Source organism: Micromonospora olivasterospora (assembly GCF_007830265.1).
Lineage (GTDB): Bacteria > Actinomycetota > Actinomycetes > Mycobacteriales > Micromonosporaceae > Micromonospora > Micromonospora olivasterospora.
Genome location: NZ_VLKE01000001.1, coordinates 3,680,737 through 3,699,080, shown reverse-complemented (window position 1 = coordinate 3,699,080; position 18,344 = coordinate 3,680,737). Strand labels below are relative to the sequence as shown.

Annotated in this window: 19 protein-coding genes; 5 read left to right on the top strand and 14 right to left on the bottom strand. The window is 71.1% G+C overall.

Going from position 1 to position 18,344, the window contains the following annotated elements; all coding sequences use genetic code 11:
• Nucleotides 1–33: 33 nt before the first annotated feature.
• Together JD77_RS16960 and mca are read right to left on the bottom strand one after the other, a co-directional pair.
• Nucleotides 34–327 carry a hypothetical protein gene (locus JD77_RS16960; RefSeq protein WP_145775270.1) on the bottom strand — a complete coding sequence of 98 codons (294 nt, stop codon included), beginning with the start codon at nucleotides 325–327 and terminating at the stop codon, nucleotides 34–36.
• Between the two features lie 48 nt (nucleotides 328–375).
• Nucleotides 376–1,236, bottom strand: coding sequence for a mycothiol conjugate amidase Mca (mca, locus tag JD77_RS16955; RefSeq protein WP_211372818.1), 861 nt, complete (start codon nucleotides 1,234–1,236; stop codon nucleotides 376–378).
• A gap of 221 nt (nucleotides 1,237–1,457) precedes the next feature.
• On the opposite strand from mca, the gene JD77_RS16950 reads away from it, so the two are divergent.
• Complete coding sequence (locus JD77_RS16950; protein WP_145775268.1) at nucleotides 1,458–1,892, top strand: DUF4307 domain-containing protein; 435 nt, start codon at nucleotides 1,458–1,460, stop codon at nucleotides 1,890–1,892.
• Between the two features lie 146 nt (nucleotides 1,893–2,038).
• Nucleotides 2,039–2,539 (top strand): transcription elongation factor GreA, encoded by a 501-nt coding sequence (gene greA / locus JD77_RS16945; protein WP_145775267.1) that lies wholly within the window; start codon nucleotides 2,039–2,041, stop codon nucleotides 2,537–2,539.
• 117 nt (nucleotides 2,540–2,656) lie between these two features.
• Here the strand turns inward: greA and ilvA are convergent, their stop codons facing one another.
• The 3 genes from ilvA to JD77_RS16930 all read right to left on the bottom strand — a co-directional run bounded on the left by ilvA (nucleotide 2,657) and on the right by JD77_RS16930 (nucleotide 6,559).
• Nucleotides 2,657–3,877, bottom strand: a complete 1,221-nt coding sequence (gene ilvA, locus JD77_RS16940; RefSeq protein ID WP_145775266.1) for a threonine ammonia-lyase — start codon at nucleotides 3,875–3,877, stop codon at nucleotides 2,657–2,659.
• A gap of 115 nt (nucleotides 3,878–3,992) precedes the next feature.
• On the bottom strand, nucleotides 3,993–5,402 hold the full coding sequence (locus tag JD77_RS16935; protein ID WP_145775265.1) for an amidase: 1,410 nt from the start codon (nucleotides 5,400–5,402) through the stop codon (nucleotides 3,993–3,995).
• A 17-nt stretch (nucleotides 5,403–5,419) separates the two neighbouring features.
• The gene (locus JD77_RS16930; RefSeq protein WP_145775264.1) at nucleotides 5,420–6,559 is read right to left on the bottom strand and encodes a cystathionine gamma-synthase; all 1,140 of its coding nucleotides are present in this window, start codon (nucleotides 6,557–6,559) and stop codon (nucleotides 5,420–5,422) included.
• Between the two features lie 127 nt (nucleotides 6,560–6,686).
• Here JD77_RS16930 and JD77_RS16925 point away from each other — a divergent pair, with 127 nt between their 5' ends.
• The gene (locus JD77_RS16925; RefSeq protein WP_145775263.1) at nucleotides 6,687–7,097 is read left to right on the top strand and encodes an HIT family protein; all 411 of its coding nucleotides are present in this window, start codon (nucleotides 6,687–6,689) and stop codon (nucleotides 7,095–7,097) included.
• A gap of 142 nt (nucleotides 7,098–7,239) precedes the next feature.
• On the top strand, nucleotides 7,240–7,890 hold the full coding sequence (msrA, locus tag JD77_RS16920; RefSeq protein ID WP_145775262.1) for a peptide-methionine (S)-S-oxide reductase MsrA: 651 nt from the start codon (nucleotides 7,240–7,242) through the stop codon (nucleotides 7,888–7,890).
• A gap of 74 nt (nucleotides 7,891–7,964) precedes the next feature.
• On the opposite strand, the gene JD77_RS16915 is transcribed toward msrA, so the two are convergent.
• From JD77_RS16915 to JD77_RS16890, 6 genes are all read right to left on the bottom strand, one after another.
• Nucleotides 7,965–10,715 (bottom strand): hypothetical protein, encoded by a 2,751-nt coding sequence (locus JD77_RS16915; protein ID WP_145775261.1) that lies wholly within the window; start codon nucleotides 10,713–10,715, stop codon nucleotides 7,965–7,967.
• A 341-nt stretch (nucleotides 10,716–11,056) separates the two neighbouring features.
• A complete protein-coding gene (locus JD77_RS16910) occupies nucleotides 11,057–11,353 on the bottom strand; it encodes a hypothetical protein (protein ID WP_145775260.1) in 297 nt (98 codons plus the stop codon).
• Nucleotides 11,354–11,391: 38 nt separating this feature from the next.
• Nucleotides 11,392–11,763, bottom strand: coding sequence for a hypothetical protein (locus JD77_RS16905; protein ID WP_145775259.1), 372 nt, complete (start codon nucleotides 11,761–11,763; stop codon nucleotides 11,392–11,394).
• A 170-nt stretch (nucleotides 11,764–11,933) separates the two neighbouring features.
• A complete protein-coding gene (locus tag JD77_RS16900) occupies nucleotides 11,934–12,782 on the bottom strand; it encodes a hypothetical protein (RefSeq protein WP_145775258.1) in 849 nt (282 codons plus the stop codon).
• A gap of 297 nt (nucleotides 12,783–13,079) precedes the next feature.
• On the bottom strand, nucleotides 13,080–14,099 hold the full coding sequence (locus JD77_RS16895; RefSeq protein ID WP_145775257.1) for a hypothetical protein: 1,020 nt from the start codon (nucleotides 14,097–14,099) through the stop codon (nucleotides 13,080–13,082).
• A 335-nt stretch (nucleotides 14,100–14,434) separates the two neighbouring features.
• Nucleotides 14,435–14,671 carry a hypothetical protein gene (locus JD77_RS16890; protein ID WP_145775256.1) on the bottom strand — a complete coding sequence of 79 codons (237 nt, stop codon included), beginning with the start codon at nucleotides 14,669–14,671 and terminating at the stop codon, nucleotides 14,435–14,437.
• 1,108 nt (nucleotides 14,672–15,779) lie between these two features.
• Here JD77_RS16890 and JD77_RS16880 point away from each other — a divergent pair.
• Nucleotides 15,780–15,971 carry a helix-turn-helix transcriptional regulator gene (locus JD77_RS16880; protein ID WP_246140716.1) on the top strand — a complete coding sequence of 64 codons (192 nt, stop codon included), beginning with the start codon at nucleotides 15,780–15,782 and terminating at the stop codon, nucleotides 15,969–15,971.
• A gap of 131 nt (nucleotides 15,972–16,102) precedes the next feature.
• Here JD77_RS16880 and JD77_RS32125 read toward each other — a convergent pair whose 3' ends face one another.
• From JD77_RS32125 to JD77_RS16870, 3 genes are all read right to left on the bottom strand, one after another.
• Nucleotides 16,103–16,264, bottom strand: coding sequence for a hypothetical protein (locus JD77_RS32125; protein WP_170286465.1), 162 nt, complete (start codon nucleotides 16,262–16,264; stop codon nucleotides 16,103–16,105).
• Between the two features lie 32 nt (nucleotides 16,265–16,296).
• Nucleotides 16,297–16,605 (bottom strand): hypothetical protein, encoded by a 309-nt coding sequence (locus JD77_RS16875; RefSeq protein WP_145775253.1) that lies wholly within the window; start codon nucleotides 16,603–16,605, stop codon nucleotides 16,297–16,299.
• A gap of 80 nt (nucleotides 16,606–16,685) precedes the next feature.
• Nucleotides 16,686–18,326 (bottom strand): recombinase family protein, encoded by a 1,641-nt coding sequence (locus JD77_RS16870; RefSeq protein WP_145775252.1) that lies wholly within the window; start codon nucleotides 18,324–18,326, stop codon nucleotides 16,686–16,688.
• Nucleotides 18,327–18,344 lie beyond the last annotated feature (18 nt).

Genomic DNA, 18,344 nt, shown 5'->3' with positions numbered 1-18,344 from the left:
CGACGATCGGCTTCGGCGTGAATCATGCCCGGATCAACCGTTGCGCCGCTGCTGGCGGCCCTGTTCCCCACTCCCGCGTGAGTCCTGCCCCGCCGTCCCGTCTGTCGGATCGACGACCGTGGCGTCGGCCCGGTCGGCGTCGGCGGAGGCCGCCTGCGCGGGGAAGCGGTCGGGCAGCCGGCGCAGCCGGGCGTTCATGTTGCGGATCAGCAGCACGGTGGCGGTGGCCAGGAGCACGATGAGGAAGAGGCCCATCGGACCGGCCAGACCACCCGTGCGGGTGTCACCGAAGTTGTTCTCCGCGAGCACCTGGGCAGCGGTCAGCATGGCGTTCCTCCGAAGTGCGGCTGGTCACCAGAGTAGCCCTGCGGCGGATCAGCGGGCATGGGCCGTCTCGCGCACCCCGGCGAACAGGTCGGACTCGGGCAGCGGGCTGTCGACCAGGGAGCGGGCGAGCTGGAAGTCCTCCGTCGGCCAGGCGCGCTGCTGGAGATCCATCGGCACCTGGAACCAGAAGCCGTCCGGGTCGATCTGGGTGGCGTGGGCGCGGAGCGCGTCGTCGCGGACCGGGAAGTATTCCGCGCACTCGACCCGGGTGGTGATCCGGGGACCCTTGTCCGGGCGTTCCTCCCAGCGCTTGAGCCACTCCTCGTACGGCGAGGCCACGCCGGCGGCGAGCATGGCCTCGTGCAGCGCCATGATCTTGCCGCGGGAGAAGCCGATGTCGTAGTAGAGCTTAAGCGGCTGCCAGGGCTCGCCCAGGTCGGGATGGCGCTCCGGGTCGCCGGCGGCGTCGAAGGCGGCGACGGTCACCTTGTGGGTCATGATGTGGTCGGGATGGGGGTAGCCGCCCTCCTCGTCGTACGTGGTGATCACGTGCGGCCGGAACTGGCGGATCAGCCGCACCAGCGGGGCGGCGGCGGCCTCGACGTCCTGGAGCGCGAAGCAGCCCTCGGGTAGCGGCGGCAGCGGGTCACCCTCGGGCAGCCCGGAGTCGACGAAGCCGAGCCAGGCCTGCTCGACGCCCAGGATCGCGCGGGCCGCGTCCATCTCGGCGCGACGGATCTCGCCGATGTTGGCCCAGACCTCCGGGCGGTCCATCTTCGGGTTGAGCACGCTGCCGCGCTCGCCGCCCGTACACGTCACGACCAGCACGTCGACCCCTTCGGCGACGTACTTCGCCATGGTCGCCGCGCCCTTGCTCGACTCGTCGTCGGGATGCGCGTGGACGGCCATGAGACGCAGCTTCTCTGCCACTTGCGGCGCTCCTCGTCTGTGCCCGACCGGCGCCGTCCGCGGGCCGACCTGTCATCCTTGACTGGCCGGCTCGGCCGAACCGCTCGGGCCTGGCTGTCAGGGACGACTCGGCGCTCGTTCAGGGCCGGCACCGGGCTGGGAAGATGGACCATGCCATTCTTGCCGATACCGCCGACAACAACGCCAGGAGATACCCGCCGGTGAGCGAGACGCACGCCACAATTCCACCGGGCGCGCCGGTGTTCCCGCCCGGCCGGTACGGCCGCCGCCGGGAGCCGGGCCGCCGCCGTCCGGCACTGGCCGCGCTGCTGGTCGCTGCCGCGGTGGCGGCGCTCGGCCTGGCGTCGTACAGCCTGTACGACAAGTACGGCGACCCCGCGTACGGCGCCCAACTGGTCAGCTACTCCGACATCACCGACTCTCAGGTGGTGGTCGACTTCCGGGTGACCGTGCCGGCGGGCGGATCGGCCACCTGCGCGCTGCGGGCCCGTTCGCACGACGGCGCCGAGGTGGCCCGCGAGGAGGTGACGGTGACCGCCCGCCCGGGCGAGTCGCACGTCACCGCCCGGCACCGGCTGACCACCAGCGCCCGGCCGTTCGTCGGCGAGGTGGTCCGCTGCCGGCCGGCCGGCTGACCGCCGGAGCCCGCCACCTGCCGGCACCCGGAAGGCGGCCCGGGCAGACGCCCTCCCGGTGATCGTCGACACCCCCGACGGGCGCGGCACTGGTAACTTGGTAGTTCACCCCGTCAGCCAGTTCCGCACGACCAAGGAGACCGCCTGTGTCCAACTCCGACAACAAGGCGCCCGCCACCTGGCTGTCCCAGGACGCGTACGACCGCCTCCAGGCAGAGCTCGACGAGCTGATCGCCAACCGGCCGGTCATCGCCGCCGAGATCAACGCCCGGCGCGAGGAGGGCGACCTGCGGGAGAACGGCGGCTACCACGCCGCCCGCGAGGAGCAGGGCAAGCAGGAGGGGCGGATCCTCTACCTGAAGGAGCTGCTGCGCACGGCCAAGGTCGGCGAGGCGCCGACGGCAGACGTGGTCTCGCCCGGCATGGTCGTGACGATCTACTTCGACGACGACCCGGACGACACGGAGACCTTCCTGCTCGGGTCCCGCGAGATCGCGTCGACCACCGACCTGACCGTCTACAGCCCCGAGTCGGCGCTGGGGAAGTCGATCCTCGGCAGCCGCTCCGGGCAGACCGTCACCTACACCGCGCCGAGCGGCGCGGACATCAAGGTGACGGTGGTGGGGTTCGAGCCGTTCACCAGCTGACCGCGCCCGGGTCCGCCCGGACCAGTTCGGCCACGAGTTGACCGCCGGCCAGACCAACATCGGCACGCTCGCGGTCTACGACTTCGCGCACGCGGCGCGGCGGGAACTGGCCGCCGGTCACGCCTCGCCGGCGAAGACCACCTGGTAGCCGCTGGCCCGCAGCGCGCCGATCAGCGCGTCGGAGTGCTCGATCCCGCGGGTCTCCACCGACAGGGCCACCTCCACCTCGCCGAGGCGCAGGTGGGGGTTGGCGCGCTGGTGCTCCACGTCGACGACGTTCGCCCGGTGCTCGGCGATCTCGGCGAGCAGGGAGGCGAGCTGACCGGGCCGGTCCGAGCAGCGCACGGTGAACCGCAGGTAGCGCCCCGCCGCCGCGAGCCCGTGCTCGATGACCCGCAGCATCAGCAGCGGGTCGATGTTGCCGCCGGAGAGCACCGCCACCGCCGGCGTCTCGACCCGCACGACGCCGGCCAGCAGCGCGGCCACGCCGACCGCGCCCGCCGGCTCCACCACCTGCTTGCCCCGCTCCAGCAGCACCAGCAGCGCCCGGGAGATGTCCTCCTCGGAGACGGTGACGATCTCGTCCACGAGCTTGCGCACGTGTACGAAGGTGAGCTCCCCGGGACGGCCGACCGCGATGCCGTCGGCGATCGTGCCGAACGCGGGGAGGCGGACCGGCTCGCCGGCGACGAGCGAGGGCGGGTACGCCGCCGCGCCGGCCGCCTGCACGCCGATCACCCGAACGTCCGGGCGAAGCGCCTTCGCGGCGACCGCGATCCCGGAGACCAATCCGCCCCCGCCCACCCCGGTGATGATCGTCTTGACGTCGGGGCACTGTTCGAGGATCTCCAGCGCCACCGTGCCCTGCCCGGCGATCACGTCCGGGTGGTCGAACGGGTGGATGAAGACCGCACCCGTCCGCTCGGCGAACGTCTGCGCCGCGACCAGCGACTCGTCGACGGTGTTGCCGACCAACTCGACCCGGGCGCCGTACCCCTTGGTGGCGGCGACCTTGGGCAGCGGCGCTCCCACCGGCATGAAGACGGTGGCCTGCGTGCCGACCAGCCCGGCCGCCAGCGCCACGCCCTGCGCGTGGTTGCCGGCGCTCGCGGCCACCACGCCGTGGGCGCGCTCCGCCGCCGACAGGCGGGAGATCCGCACGTACGCGCCGCGCACCTTGTACGACCCCGCGCGCTGCACGTTCTCGCACTTGAGCCAGGCCGGCCCGCCGAGCACGGCGCTCAGCGGACGGGAGGACTCCAACGGGGTGGTGCGGGTGACGCCGGCGAGCAGTTCCCGCGCGGCCCGCACGTCGGCGAGACCGACCAGTTCCGTCATGCCCCGATCGTGCCACCCACGGGGCTCTCAGCTGACGGCGACACCGCGGCCCCACCGTCCGCTACCCGCGGCGACGAGAGCGTCACCGCCAGCCGCGGCTCGGCTGCCCCGGCGATCACGCGACGGCCGGCGAGCCCGTTCCGACGCGGGGATAGCCGGGAGCGTGCCGGGCCCAGGGGGCCTGCATCTCGAACTGGCCGGCGACGCCGAGCAGCAGCAGCTCCGAGCCGGGCGGCCCGACGAGCTGCACCGCCACCGGCAGTCCGTCCGGGCGGCGGCCGACCGGCACCACGAGCGCCGGCAGGCCGGCGATGTTCCAGGGCGCGGCGTACGGGGCGTACCGGATGTTGGCCCGCATGTTCGCCAGCCAGGACCGGCCCGACCAGGCCATGGCCTCCGGCGGCGGGCCGGCCAGCGCCGGGGTGAGCAGCAGGTCGACGGAGTGGTCGGCGAAGAACCCGATCGAGCGCTCCCGCCAGGCGGCGCGGTCGGCCTGCCGGACGTACCCCCGGCGTTGCGCCCACTCCCCCAACGCGACGTGCCGCCGGCTGCGCCGCTGGAGTCGTCGGCGGTCGAGGCCGCTGGCCCGCACGTCGGCGGCGGCCGCGGCGAACCAGGTGGCGATGCCCTGGAGGCCGAGCGCGGTCGGGTACACCGGGTCGGCGGGGACGGTGTCGTGCCCGGCGGCGGCCAGCAGCCGGCCGGCGGCGGCGACGGCGTCGCGGTTCGGGGCGTCGGGCGAGACGCCGCGCACCGGGGAGCGCAGGGAGACCCCGACCCGCAGCCGCTGCGGCGGCACCAGCTTCTCGGGGCGGTGGCCGGCCAGCACCTGGAAGCCGACCGCCGCGTCGGCCACCGTGCCGGCGAGGACGCCGTGCTCGGTCAGGCCGAACCAGTCGTCCGCGCCGAGCCGGCACGGCACCACACCCCGGCCGGGCTTGAGCCCGACCAGACCGCAGCAGGCCGCCGGGATGCGGATCGAGCCGAGGCCGTCGTTGCCGTGTGCCATCGGCACCAGCCCGCCGGCCACGGCCGCCGCCGCGCCGCCGGAGGAGCCGCCGGGGGTGCGCCGGGGGTCCCACGGGTTGCGGGTGACGGCGGTGTCGTCGTCGGTGACGGCCCACAGGCCCAGCTCCGGCATCCGGGTCGCCCCGAGGATCACCGCGCCCGCGCCGCGCAGCCGCCGGACCACCTCGTGGTCGGCCTCCGCCACCGGGGTACGCACGGCGGCCGAGCCGTTCCAGGTGGGCAGGCCGGCGACCGGGGTGTTCTCCTTCACCGCCACCGGCACCCCGGCCAGCGGCAGGTTCGCCAGGTCCTCCTGCTCGTCGACCTTCTCCGCCTCGGTGATCGCCTCCCCGCCGCGCACCGTCCGAAACGCGGCGAGGTCGGCGTCGGCGCGGGCCACGTGTTCGAGGTGGTCCGCCACGACCTGGGTGGCGGAGATGTCCCCCCGGCGTACGCCCCGGGCGATCTGCTTCGCGGTCGCCCCCACCCAGGTCGGCATGATGTCCTGCACGGCCACCCTCCCCAGCCAAGCGGTCAGCCCAGCGCCTGCTCCAGGTCGGCGAGCAGGTCGTCGACCGTCTCGATGCCGACAGACAGTCGCACGAGATCGCCGGGAACTTCAAGCGGCGAGCCGGCGGCACTCGCGTGTGTCATGCGACCGGGGTGCTCGATGAGCGACTCCACGCCGCCGAGGGACTCGGCGAGCACGAAGAGCTTGGCCCGGTTGCAGATCTCCACGGCGTGCTCCTCGCCGCCGGCGGCCCGGAAGGAGATCATCCCACCGAACCGGCGCATCTGCTTTGCGGCCGTCTCGTGGCCGGGGTGGGACGGCAGGCCGGGGTAGAGCACCTGGGCGACCTTGGCGTGCCCGTCCAGGTACGCCGCGATCCGCTCGGCGTTGTCGCAGTGCCGGTCCATGCGTACGCCGAGGGTCTTGATGCCGCGCAGGGTGAGCCAGGCGTCGAACGGCCCGTTGACCGCGCCCATCGCGTTCTGGTGGTAGCGCAGCCCGTCCCCGAGCCCGGCGTCGGCCACGACCAGGGCGCCGCCGACCACGTCGGAGTGCCCGCCGATGTACTTCGTGGTCGAGTGGACGACCACGTCGGCGCCGAAAGCCAGCGGCTGCTGCAGGTACGGCGAGGCGAACGTGTTGTCGACGACCAGCAGCGCGTTCTTGTCGTGGGTGACGGCGGCCAGGGCGGCGATGTCGGCGATGCCGAGCAGCGGGTTGGTCGGCGTCTCCACCCAGACGATCTTCGTCGTGGGGCGGATCGCGTCCCGCACCGCGGCCGGGTCGGACACCTTGGCCGGGGTGAAGTCGAGACCCCAGCGCTCGGCCACCTTGGCGAAGAGCCGGTACGTGCCGCCGTACGCGTCGTCGGGGATGACCACGTGGTCGCCCGGCTTGCAGACGGTGCGCAGCAGGGTGTCCTCCGCGGCCAGGCCGCTGGCGAACGCGAGCCCGACGGACCCGCCCTCCAGCGCGGCGAGGCACTCCTGCAGGGCGTCGCGGGTGGGGTTGCCGGAGCGGCTGTACTCGTAGCCCTGCCGGGGCGCGCCGACGGCGTCCTGGGCGTAGGTGCTGGTCTGGTAGATGGGCGGGATCACCGCACCGGTGCGGGCCTCGGGGTCCTGACCGGCGTGGATGGCGAGCGTCTCGAAGCCGTGACTCATTCCCGAGACGTTAGTCCGCCCGTCCCGCCTGGTGGGCCCAACCCGGCCGGACATCCGCAGGGCCCATCCAGACATGTCCGGGTAGGTCAGGGCCCGCACGGCACGCACCGGGACTACCCTGGCCCCGATGGGCGGGTGCGTGTTCTGCGGGATCGTGGCGGGCGGGGCGCCCGCGTTCCGGGTGGTCGACGCGCCGGAGGGCGTGGGGTTCCTGGACACCCGGCCCGTGTTCCGGGGGCACGTGCTGGTCGTGCCGCGTACCCACCTGGTGACCCTGGCGGAGCTGCCCGCCGACGCCCTCGCCGGCTACTTCGGGCTGGTCCAGCGGCTCGCCGTGGCGGTCGAGTCCGGTCTGGGGGCGGGTGGGACGTTCGTGGCGATGAACAACCGGGTGTCCCAGTCCGTCCCGCACCTGCACACCCACGTCGTGCCGCGGACGAAGGGCGACGGGCTGCGCGGCTTCTTCTGGCCCCGCACGCGCTACCTCGACGACGCGGAGGCCACCTCGTACGCTGAGCGCATCGCCGCCGCCCTCTGACCGATCACGACCGTCGGCGCACCCCGAACCGCCGTGCCGCCCGAAGTTCCGCCCGCGCCCCGGGCTGAGGCTGGCCGGGGCGGGTAAGGAACGGGTGCCCGGCGGTGTTGTGCGCGGGGAGAGGTACGAGAGGAGTCGCACCGTGTTCCTTCGCCGCATGAAGGCCGAACTTCCCACCCCCGACCAGGCTCTGCCCGGCCGCGCGATCGCGATGCCGATCAGCGACCGGCACGAGGTCCTCGGCTCGCCGCTGAAGGGGCCGTTCCCGGAGGGCTCGCAGGTCGCCGTCTTCGGGATGGGCTGCTTCTGGGGCGCCGAGCGGCTGTTCTGGACGCTGCCCGGCGTGCTCACCACCTCCGTCGGCTACGCGGGCGGGAGCACCCCGAACCCGACGTACGAGGAGGTCTGCTCGGGCCGGACCGGGCACGCCGAGGTGGTCCAGGTGGTCTACGACCCCGCCCGGATCGGGTACGAGGACCTGCTCAAGGTCTTCTGGGAGAACCACGACCCGACCCAGGGCATGCGCCAGGGCAACGACGTGGGCACCCAGTACCGGTCGACGATCTACGCCACCACCGACGAGCAGCTGGCGATCGCCGAGGCGTCGCGGGACGCGTTCGCGCCGATCGTGGCGCGCGCCGGCAAGGGTGAGATCACCACGGAGATCGACCGGCTCGGTGACTACTACTTCGCCGAGGACTACCACCAGCAGTACCTGGCGCCGACGAAGAACCCTAGCGGATATTGTGGTATTGGCCCCAACGGCTTGACCTGCCCGGTAGGGGTGGTGTAGTTACGCCGAAGCGCCCCCGCCGCCGGAGTACCGGAGACGGGGGCGTTTCCCTTGCGGCGCAAGGGTTTCGGCGCTTACCGGGGCCTGCCAATGCGCAACAGGGTGTCCCGGCGCCGGAGCGCCGCCTCCACCTGGGCGACGGTCGCCTGAGTGCTGTACATGTTGATGACCGTCGGTTGTGCTGGCGCCGTCGCCATAGCGCGGCGGGCGGGCCGCACGTCGGGAACCGCCACTAGCGCACCGACGGCCTTCGTGACCCGCGGTCGCGAGCGGTCGACGCCGAGCGCCATGCCGTCACCGACGAAGCCGCCCAGGCGGCGGAAGACCCGCGACGGCGACTTGATGCCGAGCGCCTTCTTGATGGCCTTGACCATCGCCTCAGCGATGCGAGTCATGACCGACTCAATCGACTTGATCTGAGACTGAAGGCCCTTGACCAGCCCGGACGCCGCGTCGACTCCGGCTTGGTAGAGGTTCTTCGCCGCGGTCGCACCGAGCGAAGAGGCCGCGGAGTTGAGCTGCGACTGAATCGCGTTCACTTCGCGGACGGCGTTCGGGCCGCCGTCGAGGAGCGCCTTCGCGGTGCCCAGGCTGCCAACGCCTGCCTCGACGAGTTGCCGGTATGACGTGTCGTTGAGGCCGCGGCGACGAAGCTCGCTGAGGACCGCCGCGAACTCGCGAGTCTGCGCGAGGCTGTCGCGCATTTTCTCGATGAGGAGCTTCGGCGTGCCGGCTTCGAGGCTCGCGATCGACGCGGCGGAAATGAGCCCGTCGCGGACGCCACCAGCGAAGTCGTCGCGTGCCTTGATCGCGTCGGCGAGCTTCTCCTTCGCCGCGGTCAGTTTCGACGTCAGCGAGTCCCACCGCTTCGCAAGGGCGTTGATCTGGCCCTGACGCGGCGCGAGGGACTTCAGGAGCCGGCCGACGGCCTTGTCCGTCGCCGTCGTGCTGAGGCCCTTGTGGCGGAACGCCTTCGCCGCCATGGTGGCGATCTTGTCGGCGGTGCGCTTGACCTCCGCCGACCCGCCGACCATGCCCTGTACGAAGCCGGAGGTGAAGAACTTGCCGACTTCGCGCATGACGCGCGACGGGGAGTGAATGTCGAGGGCTCGCGTCACGGCGCCCAGGGCGGCGGACGCCAGAGAGCGGCCGGCAGCCGCCACCGATCCGCGCCCCGACAGGAGGCCGCCGACGAGGCCGGCAACGGCGTTGACGCCCGCGCTGTAGAGCAGCCCCGGCAGGCTGCCCATTACGGACGCCACGACGCCCGGGAAGTCGGCGATGATCGCGACGGCGCGGTTGAGCTGCGTAACGACCGTGGTTCGCAGTCGGGTAAAGGCGGCTTGCGCGTTGCGGATCGGGTCGAGGATGGCGTTGAAGGCGCCAGTGATGGCGCTTACGAAGATTCGCGCCGCCGTATATACGTCGCTGAAGGCGGTTGACGCGCGGTTCTTCCACTCGCCGAGCTTTCGACCCCAGTTATCAACCTTGTCGATCCACCCGCCGACCTTCTTCGTCCACTCAATTGCTTGCGGCACCCACTCCGTAACGATCTTCTTCACGAAGTCGCCGACCTGATCCATAAACTCTTGGATCTTCTTCTTATTCTCGGGATCGGCGAGCCACGCTCGCACGCGCCCTAGTCCCTCATTCACGCCGCCTAGGAACGTGTTCCCGGCGCGCTTCGAGGATGGAAAGAAGGTGCTAATCAGCTCGCCCGCGATGCCGATGACCTGCCGGCCGATGTTACCGATGTCCCTCAGCGCCTTAGCGGCGTCGCTCATGAACGTCTTCAGGGCACCGGACTTCTCGGCGCGGCTAATCCACGCGGCGAATCTCTCAAACCCGCCGCCGATACCGTCGCCGAGCGCCGACAGGAACGGAACGCTAGCCTTCCCCAGCTTTCCGATGGCGCCGATTAGCGGCCCCAGGCCCTTACCGATGCGGGAAACGAAGTCGCCGAAGCCGCCTAGCGCAGCCTTGATGTTGGCGATGAAATCTCGCTTACCAAGGGCCTTGAATACCGCGCGCCCGACGCCGTTGAACTGTTTGGCGAGGTTCCCTAGTGCCGGCTTCAGCGCGGGGAGCCACCGCTTAGCGAGGGTGCGGACGTCACGACCGATGTTCGCGAATAGCTTATTCTGAACGCTCCTCGACAGCGCCGCGAAAGGCTTACGGAGCGACGCGACGGCCTTAACGAACTTGCGCGCGTTTGGGGCGAGTTTCTTCAACGTCTCGGCGCTGACCTTGCCCTCAGCGCTCAACTCGGAGAAGGCAGCGCCCAAGCCGCGTGTACCCAGCTTGAAAACGGCGAGGGCACCCGCTCCCCCTAACGCGAGGGTGGTGAGCGAACCCATGGCGCCACCCGCGAGGAGTACCGCGGGCGCGAGTGCGGTGAAGCCGATAGCCACCGCTGGGATTGCGGAGGACACAGCGAGGAGGGCAGCCGCGAGGAGATTCGCGCCACCCGTCGCGGCGGTGGTTGAGCCGGTCGAGATAGCGCCGCTAAGCGCCGAGAGGCCAGACGAAGCGACCCCCGACAAAAGCGTGTTAGCCGACTTCGCGAAGCTGCTCGCCGCTTCGGTGGCCGCACTGAAGCCCTTAACGGCGCCCTTCGCGATGTCGCCCGCGAATTCGGCACCCATCTTCGCCGTCGTCGGACGGAACGCCTTCGAGACGCGGGCGGCAAAGTCGCGGCCGAAGCGCTTACCCTGGTCGGCGCTGACCCTTGCTGTTTCGGTCCGCATTTCCCGCTGAAGCCGGCGGCCAAAGCCCCGGGCGCTGGGAATGACGGACAGGGTCGCGTAGCCGACATTCGCGCCCATTATCGACCGCCCCTCACGACGCGGCGAACCTCGATGTGGAACTCCGTCATTTCGCCGACGGTGCGATGCCGCGCGGTAAACGCCACGTACCCGTCATCGCCGAGGAGACGACGACTCGCGGCCATAGGGCGGTTAGCGGCTACCAATGCGGTCGCTTCGCGTACCGCGGCGCGGGAGGCGTCGACCGTGTATCGGCGCCCCGCGTACTCGACCTGTAGTCGATTTCTCATGTCATCCCATCCGGGGCAGCAAAAAGCCGCCACGCGCGAGGCACGTAGCGGCTCAGGACGGCCGAAAAGCGGCCGGGGGTAGGTCGGTATAGGGCGGCGGATTATCGAGCGTCAGCGGGCGCTGAAACGCTCCTGAATCTCCGCGCGGCGGAGGGACGCGGCGCCGTAGTGACGCACGCCCGGGGCGACCGTGACGGCGTTACCGGTCGCGAGGTCGTACGCCGTCGCGAAGGCGAGCCACGCGGCGCGAACCGCGCCGGAGGGTAGGCCGTGCTCGCGGGCGTAGCCTTCCGCCGCTCCCCGCAACGTCTCGACCGTCCAGCCCGCCGCCGGACAGTCGGCGTACTCCGTCGGCGCGAACGCGGGCAGGTCGGCGCCACCGAGCGCCACGGAGACGGCGTGCGGCACGCCGCGCGAGGCTGTGCGGCCCGCGGTGCGGCGGGGCATCAGCGACCGCGCCGGTAGCGGTGGCCCACCAGAGCCGTACCCGCGGCGGAGGCGCTAGCCGTGCTCACGTCGAGGCGGGCGGCCTTCAACGCCTGAACGGCGGCGGCGCGTGCCATGCGGGCCTCAGACACCAGCGGGTTAGCTACGGGCTGTCCGCGGTAACCGTCGATGATCCAACGGTCGCCAATCTCGACGTCCGCGCGGTCCGCGAGGGTGACCAGCCGGCAGGCTTGCACGAGGGATGCGAACTGAGACGCCGTGAGGCGGTCGCCTTGCTCCTCGACGACGTCGTTGAAGAGGTCGAGCGCGTCGGCGCTGAGGCCGTCCGGCGGCTCGACCGACGGTGAATCAGGCACGGGGAGCACGTCCATTCTTCGCAGGGCAGGGTTGCGTGTGCAGGGGGCCGCTACGTAGCGAGCCCGCGCCGCTATGCCATCTCGATCCACAAGGAAGCCCGAAGGGGGCACATCCCCCATATCGGACATAGCGCGCCCGGCCAGCACCCATCACGGCACGGGCCGGGCGCGGTGGGTCGACGTGGTTACTTCGCGCTCTTCATCTCGGCAATCGCGGCACGCTGGGCAGCACCGTCCACGCCGACCACGCCGAGAGTGTCGGGGTGCGGCATCGCGTCGAGCTGTGCGTCAGCAAGGCCGTTGACAGCGTCGGTCATGTCGATCAGGAGGTGTAGCGGCGAGCGCCCGCGCGCGGCGGCGAGACGGTCGGCGGGCGACCGGACAGCGGCGGAGTACTCCCCGACGAGCGAGGCCACGCCGGCATCACTGACAGAGGCCCCCATCTTGCGGAGCACCCCGACGTGCGACAGCGCCCGGTATCGCGCAACCCCCGATACCGTTCCCTCCGCGGCCTCGACCATGCGCCGCAACTCCCCCGCCTTCTCCCGAATCGCCTCGATGGCCGGAGCGAAGCGCGCCGTCAGCGGGGCGACAAACTCCGGGGCGTGGGCAATCACGGCGTCAGACAGCGCGCGGGAGGCGCGGTTGGCCGACATGCGCCGGTCAGCAACGACGGCGGCGAGGATCTTCACTTCGGTCGCCTCGTCCGCCTCGCTCACCTCCGCCGGAATCTTCGGGCGCGGCTTACCCTGGGCGACGGCTTGACCGGCGGCGCGGATCGCGTCCTCACGCCGGACGCGAGAGATGCGGGCGGTTTCCTGGTATTCCGAAACCGCGTCGCACGCGCGCTCCCACGCCGTGTGAGCGTCGGTGTACTCCTTCAGCGACGCGGCGACGGCGGCCGGTAGGTCGGCGCCCGCGGGCGGCATCAACGGGCGTGCCGGCTCTGGGAACTCGCCAGGCAGGTACCCGGCGCCGGACGAACCGCCGGAGTGCATCTCCGCGGCGACGGCGGCAGGGTCGAAGTCAGTCATGGTGGCTCCTTTGGGTGGCTCAGTGGCTAGGGATGAGGGCGGGATCGCGGGTTACGCACGATGCCCCGGCGCGAGGCGGTAGACGGTGACGCCGTTCAACGTGCTTCGGAACGGCACGAGAACGGGCGCCATCGCGTCGACCTGGGCGCGGTTCACTGGCGGAGTCGGGTAGCCCTCGACGCGAGCGGCGGCGCGGGACTTCGAACGGCGGCGGCGCATGGGGGTTCCTCTCGTCGGCAGATACACGAGAGCCCCGACGCGGGGCGGGGCGCCGGGGCTCTCGTGGTTGGGGGCGGGTCAGGCAACGCGGCGCCGACGGGTGAAATCGACGACGTTGCCGCCCGCGGTGCGGGTGGGGGCGGGTGGTGCGGTGGTGGTGCGGGCGTCGAGGTGTTCCGCGACAAGGTCGGCGAGCCCGTCAAGGGCAAGCTCCGACCACTCCGCGGCTAGCTTGTCGACGATGAGTGACGCGAGTTCCCGGCGTTGGGTGGCGTTCATTCGTCCGGCCTCCTGGGCTGCGACGAGGTAAACCGGGCCACTGGCCCGGCGACGGCGCCGGAGCACCGCGCTTGCGTGTCTGTGGAACGTGGTGCGACCGACGGGCGACGACGGTTTAGCCGCCCGGTAGGCCGCGTGTACGTCGGCGATCGGGTACGCGGCGGGTGGGACGCTCGACCGCCATTCGTCGACCCACTCGACGACTTCGACGAGGGCCGGACGTGCCGCGGCGGCGAGCCGGTCGCGGTGGTTGGCGAGCGCGGCTCGACGGCGTTCCGCGCGCTCCTCGTCGGACACCGGCACGGGTGAGGTGCCCGACCGGATAACCCGGGGCGCCGGGTCGAGGTCCGCCAGGGGAGGCAAGCCGCGCGCGAGGTAGGTCGCTACCTCCCGCGTCCACGCGTCCCCGCCGCCGTGAGCGGCAATCGCCCGGACGTCGATGACAGCACGGGAGAGCGCCGAACGCGAGCCCGGCGGCGGGTCGGGTAGGCGCAGGAGTACCGCCGCGATGCCAGCGCAGAGAGCCGCCCGCGGTGTGTGGTCGCACGCGGAAGCGTCGTCCGTGCGCAGCTTGACGACTAGCGCCCGGTCTTCGCCTTCGTCTACGCGGCGGTATCGCTGGCCGAAGAGGCTGGCAAGCATCTCGCCAACCTCCCGCGCCCTTAGCCGCCATACCTCGCGGCCCAGCACCGCGCACGGCATGCCGATGTCGACGTACGGACCGCCCGCGTAGAACCTCAGCGCGGCGGCGGTAACCCGGTCGGCCGGTGACGGCGCGGCAGCGCCGCGGGCGGGTGATGATGAGGCAGGCTCGTCCATCGCAGTAGTCCCCTTGGGTCGGCGCCGTCCGCGGGCCGCGGTCGGGCGTGATGACGGTTCGGAATCCATGTCGAACCTCCGCGCTCTGTGACTGACAACCGCCGTATGGGCCAGCGTGGCGCGAGGTGTTCACCCGCACGGGGAGGAACTTCGGGACGCGGGCGGCGCCCGGTCTAGGCGAGGTGTATGAGTTGTGAAACAGGGGATTGTTTCGTCACTTCTATATTTCTCTTCATTGGAGGAGGAGAAGAAACTAGAGAGAGAATATAGAAGTGACGTTCCTTCACCACGTTTCACAACTCATACACTCACCCCGGCGCCGCCGCCCGGCGTGGTCACGCGGCGAACAGCCTCGCGGCGTCCGCCTCGACCCGGCGTAGCTCCGCGGCGTCGCCAGCGATGACGGCGCGCGTCTGCCGGCGTAGGAGGTCGGCGGCCTGGGCGCGGAAGGCGGTTGCCGCCTCCGCGCGGAGGCGCCGGGAGCGCCGCTGACGGCACGCGTCGGAGCATGTCCGGCGCTGGGGAGCCCCGGGGGTCACGGTCAACAGCGCGGGGCACTCGGAACAGGACACGGGCGGCCCTCCCTTCGTGAGTCACGGTTAACGGCCCAGCAAAAAGCCCTCGCCAGGGTTGAGCCGGGAACCCTGGCGAGGGCTAGCTAAGAGAGTGCGCCGGAGGCGGTAGCGGCACCCGCGACGAGGGCTACCGCACTCCGGCGTTGCTCAACCGCTAAGGCGGGAGCACCTGCCTCCGTATGGGCCGGCGACTGGCCCATAATCGGCGCAAAAATGTCGTCGCCTCCGTATGGGCCAGCACCCGCCAAGTGTTCAAAAATCGCGCCTTTCTCGGATCACGCTTTGGTAACACTTTCCCTGCTCCGCGCCCACGCCGTGAAGCGCGTGAGCAGCGCGGGATCAGGCGTCAGGCCCAACCGCTCGAAGTCCTGCCGCGCGTCCTCGGCACGGGTTACCAGGTACACGCAGAGCGCGACCCGGTCACGCCCGTACTCCGCGAGGAGGTCGAGCCGCGCCGGAGAGCACGGCCACGGGGCGCCGCACGCCGTACAACGCCAGTGAGGACGGCCGGGTCGGTGCGGGCGGGCGGTCATCGGACCGGCACCCGGACTACGGCGACTTTGTCCACGCGTACCGACGCGAAACGCTCGCAGGGGGCGAGGCTGCCGTCTGGACGGACGTCACGCCCCCTCAACTCCGCCCAAACCGCCCCGTCGCGCGGGCCGCGACTGACGACCTCCGCGACGTGCATCGTGAGCGTGCCCGCGCCGTACGCGTAATGGGGTTCCGCCACACGGATCACGTCGCCGACAGCAAAGCCCGTCACCGCGACCACCCGCCTCGCATGTGGGCCGCGGGCGTGCGCTCCGGGGCGGGAGGTAACCACACGGAGGCGGCGCGCCGCCCCGACGTGGCGTCGGCATGGCTGCGCTCCGGCTCTGCCGGGGCGGGAGGGTGGTGGCGGTCCGGGCAGCGCCGCCACGGAATGCCGCAGATACACCACCGCGATAGCCACCAACGGCGGCGGTGGCGGGGGCCGGACGGTACGGGTTTGGAGTGTCGACGTGCGGGCATACGCTCACGCTGACGCACAGTTGACAGGTAGTCAACCCCTCCGGTGACAAGCTGCCTACCCGTGTCGCCGGAGGGTCCGCCCGTGCGAGTCATGGCGCTATCCGAGGTCGCGGACTACCTCGGCGTGTCGCGCCAGAGAGCCGCGATTCTCGTCGACCGACCGGACTTCCCGGCACCTATCGACACCCTCACCGTTGGCCGCATCTGGGATGCCGCCGACGTCCGCGCGTACGCCGAACGCCGCGGGCGGCGACTCGCCGACAGCGAAGGCGGCGACGCCTGAGGCCGTGGTGGCGCGCCGCCACACGCCGCCATTCCTCGGGCGGTGCACCGCCACACGCCGCCCGACGCACAGCCATAGCCGGAGTGACGATGGCGGTACGCCGGGCGGCGGAGTAACGGCTACAACAGCGGTCACACGCGTGTGACCTGGGCAATGGCGGCGGTACGCCCGTCATCCGTGAGCGTAGCGGCGGTGCCGCCTTCGGAGAGGGTCACCAGCCCGCGCCGGGCGAGCGCCGCGAGGGTGCGAACGTGGATCGACCCGGCGTAGACGACGCCCTGACGGTTGTGCATGGCTGCGACTAGGGCGGCGCGCTGTGCCCGGGTCACTGCGCCGCCCAAGCGAGCGCGTCGGCGACCGACACCACGGGAACGCCGAGACTGTGCGCCGCAACGACTTCCCAGACGTCATCGGAGTCCGGCAGCGCGACGACGGCGGAGGCGGCGTCGAACGCGTCAACGTCGGCGGCCATAACTGCGGTCAACGTCTCGACGTCCTCGATGCCGGCAACGTCCGTCGGCGTGGACACGAGGTAGCCGGCAGCGGTCAGCAGTGCCAGCGCGGCGAGGAGCGCGGCACTGCCGGCGTTGGTCGAGCCGGCGAGGTACAGCGAGGGGCGGGTAGAGTTGGACATAGCGGAACCTCCGTCGTTCCGTTAGGGCCTCGGGTAGCGCTGCAATCGCTCGCCCGGGGCCTGCCTTATTTGGTTGGGGGTCAGTCTGAGGTGGGCTGCGCCCACAGGAACTCAACACGCGGGGCGACGATCCCCCACGGGTCCGCGTGGGTTGGTCGACCGCCCTTCGCGGCGGCACGGCGGACGGTCAGCCGGTCGATAAACAGCGCGACGAACTCGCGGCGCTCCGCAATGGGCGCGGTATCCCACCATGCGCCATCGTCGCCGTACTCACCGGAGGTCCATCCGGTTAGTGGGACGGCCGGCACTGCCGCTGCGTCGAGCGCGGCCAGTGACGCGGTTAGGGCGTCTACGCGGGCACCGGCGGCGGTTACTTGCTGCTCCACTACTCGCGCGGCGGCACCCGAGGCGGTTGCCAAGGTCTTAGCCAGTCGGTCAAGCGACGCGGTTGCCTCGGACAGCTCGGCCGCAACGGCGGCGCGTTGGGCAACGGTGGCCGGGTCGGCGTGCGCGGCGGCAAAGCGGCGAGCGGCCTCGGCGAGCACGTCTGCTGTCTCGCGGTCGCCAGGGTCGGCCGGGTCGACACTGCCGATCAGACGACCGATGCGGAACCGCACATAGGCGTCGAGGGTTGCCATCGACACAGTGCAGGAGTGCCGCCCGGCGGGCGCAGAGCATTGGTAGGCATTGCGAGTCGGCGCGGCGTTGAACCGACGAGACTTCATCGGGCACCCACATTCGCAGAACAGGATGCCGAGGCCGGAGAGCAACGAGGGCGTATCGCCCGGCCTCCGTGGCATACTCGCGCGCCCGTTGAGAGCACTCTGAAGCGACCAAAACTCGTCGGGTGTGATGATGGCCGTATCGGGCGCCGGGAGTGCGTTCTCTCCCGGTACGCCGGTCGCAAGCCCGTACCCGGTGGTGTCGCCTTTTGCGTTCTTGATCGCCACAGCGGCCAATCCCGCGATGCGCGGGTCACGTAGCCGGAGCGCCAGCGCCCGATCGGACCACGCGGACGCCGCGCGGGAACGGCCAACAGTGGCACCACGGGTCGCTATACCTCGTCGGTCGAAGTAGCGGCTGACCGCGTGCACGGCATGGCCCCAGCGAACGGCACGCGCGGCTAGCCGAAGCGCACGTGCCTCAGTCGGCTCGGCTACTAATGCGCGGATAGCGACCGGGGCGCCGTCCGGCGTCCGCTCGACGCGCTCGACGGTGGTAAATCCAAAGGGCGCCATGCCGACGTGACCGCCCGCGGCACGTGCTAGGGCCTTCGCGCCGCGCACGGCGTTCGACTTGTTAGCGCTCTCGTTGTGCGCGGCGTCGAGGCGAAGCAAGAGGTGAATCAAGTCCATCGTGTTGTCCGGGCCGAACGTGCCCTCTGTGGTGGAGACGATCGTCAGCCCGCCAGCCAGCAACGGCAGTAGTTCGGCGAGCGCTTGCTTAGGGTTTTGCCGGGTCAACCGAGAGACGTAGTAGACATAGACGTGCGTGACGAGTCCGGCCTTGATGTCCGCGATAAGCCGGTCATAGTCGGGCCGGATCACCTCCGTGTCGTATCCGCTCTTGCCGATGTCCTCATACCGTCGTACCTCGCGGCCGGGGTGGTCATACGCGGCGCGCTCGCCGGTCGCGGCACGTTGGGTCTCCGGGCTGGCTTCGGACTTGTTCCGGCGGGCGCTGGACTGCCTGACGTAGGTGGCGGGACTTGCTGCGGTCATGTCAAGGAAAGTAGTGCA

Bases quoted from the DNA above. Each gene is read 5' to 3' on its own strand.
- JD77_RS16960 (WP_145775270.1), bottom strand. From the start codon at position 327: ATGCTGACCGCTGCCCAGGTGCTCGCGGAGAACAACTTCGGTGACACC.
- mca (WP_211372818.1), bottom strand. From the start codon at position 1,236: ATGGCCGTCCACGCGCATCCCGACGACGAGTCGAGCAAGGGCGCGGCG.
- ilvA (WP_145775266.1), bottom strand. From the start codon at position 3,877: ATGACGGAACTGGTCGGTCTCGCCGACGTGCGGGCCGCGCGGGAACTG.
- JD77_RS16930 (WP_145775264.1), bottom strand. From the start codon at position 6,559: ATGAGTCACGGCTTCGAGACGCTCGCCATCCACGCCGGTCAGGACCCC.
- JD77_RS16925 (WP_145775263.1), top strand. From the start codon at position 6,687: ATGGGCGGGTGCGTGTTCTGCGGGATCGTGGCGGGCGGGGCGCCCGCG.
- JD77_RS16915 (WP_145775261.1), bottom strand. From the start codon at position 10,715: ATGGGCGCGAATGTCGGCTACGCGACCCTGTCCGTCATTCCCAGCGCC.
- JD77_RS16905 (WP_145775259.1), bottom strand. From the start codon at position 11,763: ATGGACGTGCTCCCCGTGCCTGATTCACCGTCGGTCGAGCCGCCGGAC.
- JD77_RS16900 (WP_145775258.1), bottom strand. From the start codon at position 12,782: ATGACTGACTTCGACCCTGCCGCCGTCGCCGCGGAGATGCACTCCGGC.
- JD77_RS16895 (WP_145775257.1), bottom strand. From the start codon at position 14,099: ATGGACGAGCCTGCCTCATCATCACCCGCCCGCGGCGCTGCCGCGCCG.
- JD77_RS16880 (WP_246140716.1), top strand. From the start codon at position 15,780: ATGGCGCTATCCGAGGTCGCGGACTACCTCGGCGTGTCGCGCCAGAGA.
- JD77_RS32125 (WP_170286465.1), bottom strand. From the start codon at position 16,264: ATGCACAACCGTCAGGGCGTCGTCTACGCCGGGTCGATCCACGTTCGC.
- JD77_RS16875 (WP_145775253.1), bottom strand. From the start codon at position 16,605: ATGTCCAACTCTACCCGCCCCTCGCTGTACCTCGCCGGCTCGACCAAC.
- JD77_RS16870 (WP_145775252.1), bottom strand. From the start codon at position 18,326: ATGACCGCAGCAAGTCCCGCCACCTACGTCAGGCAGTCCAGCGCCCGC.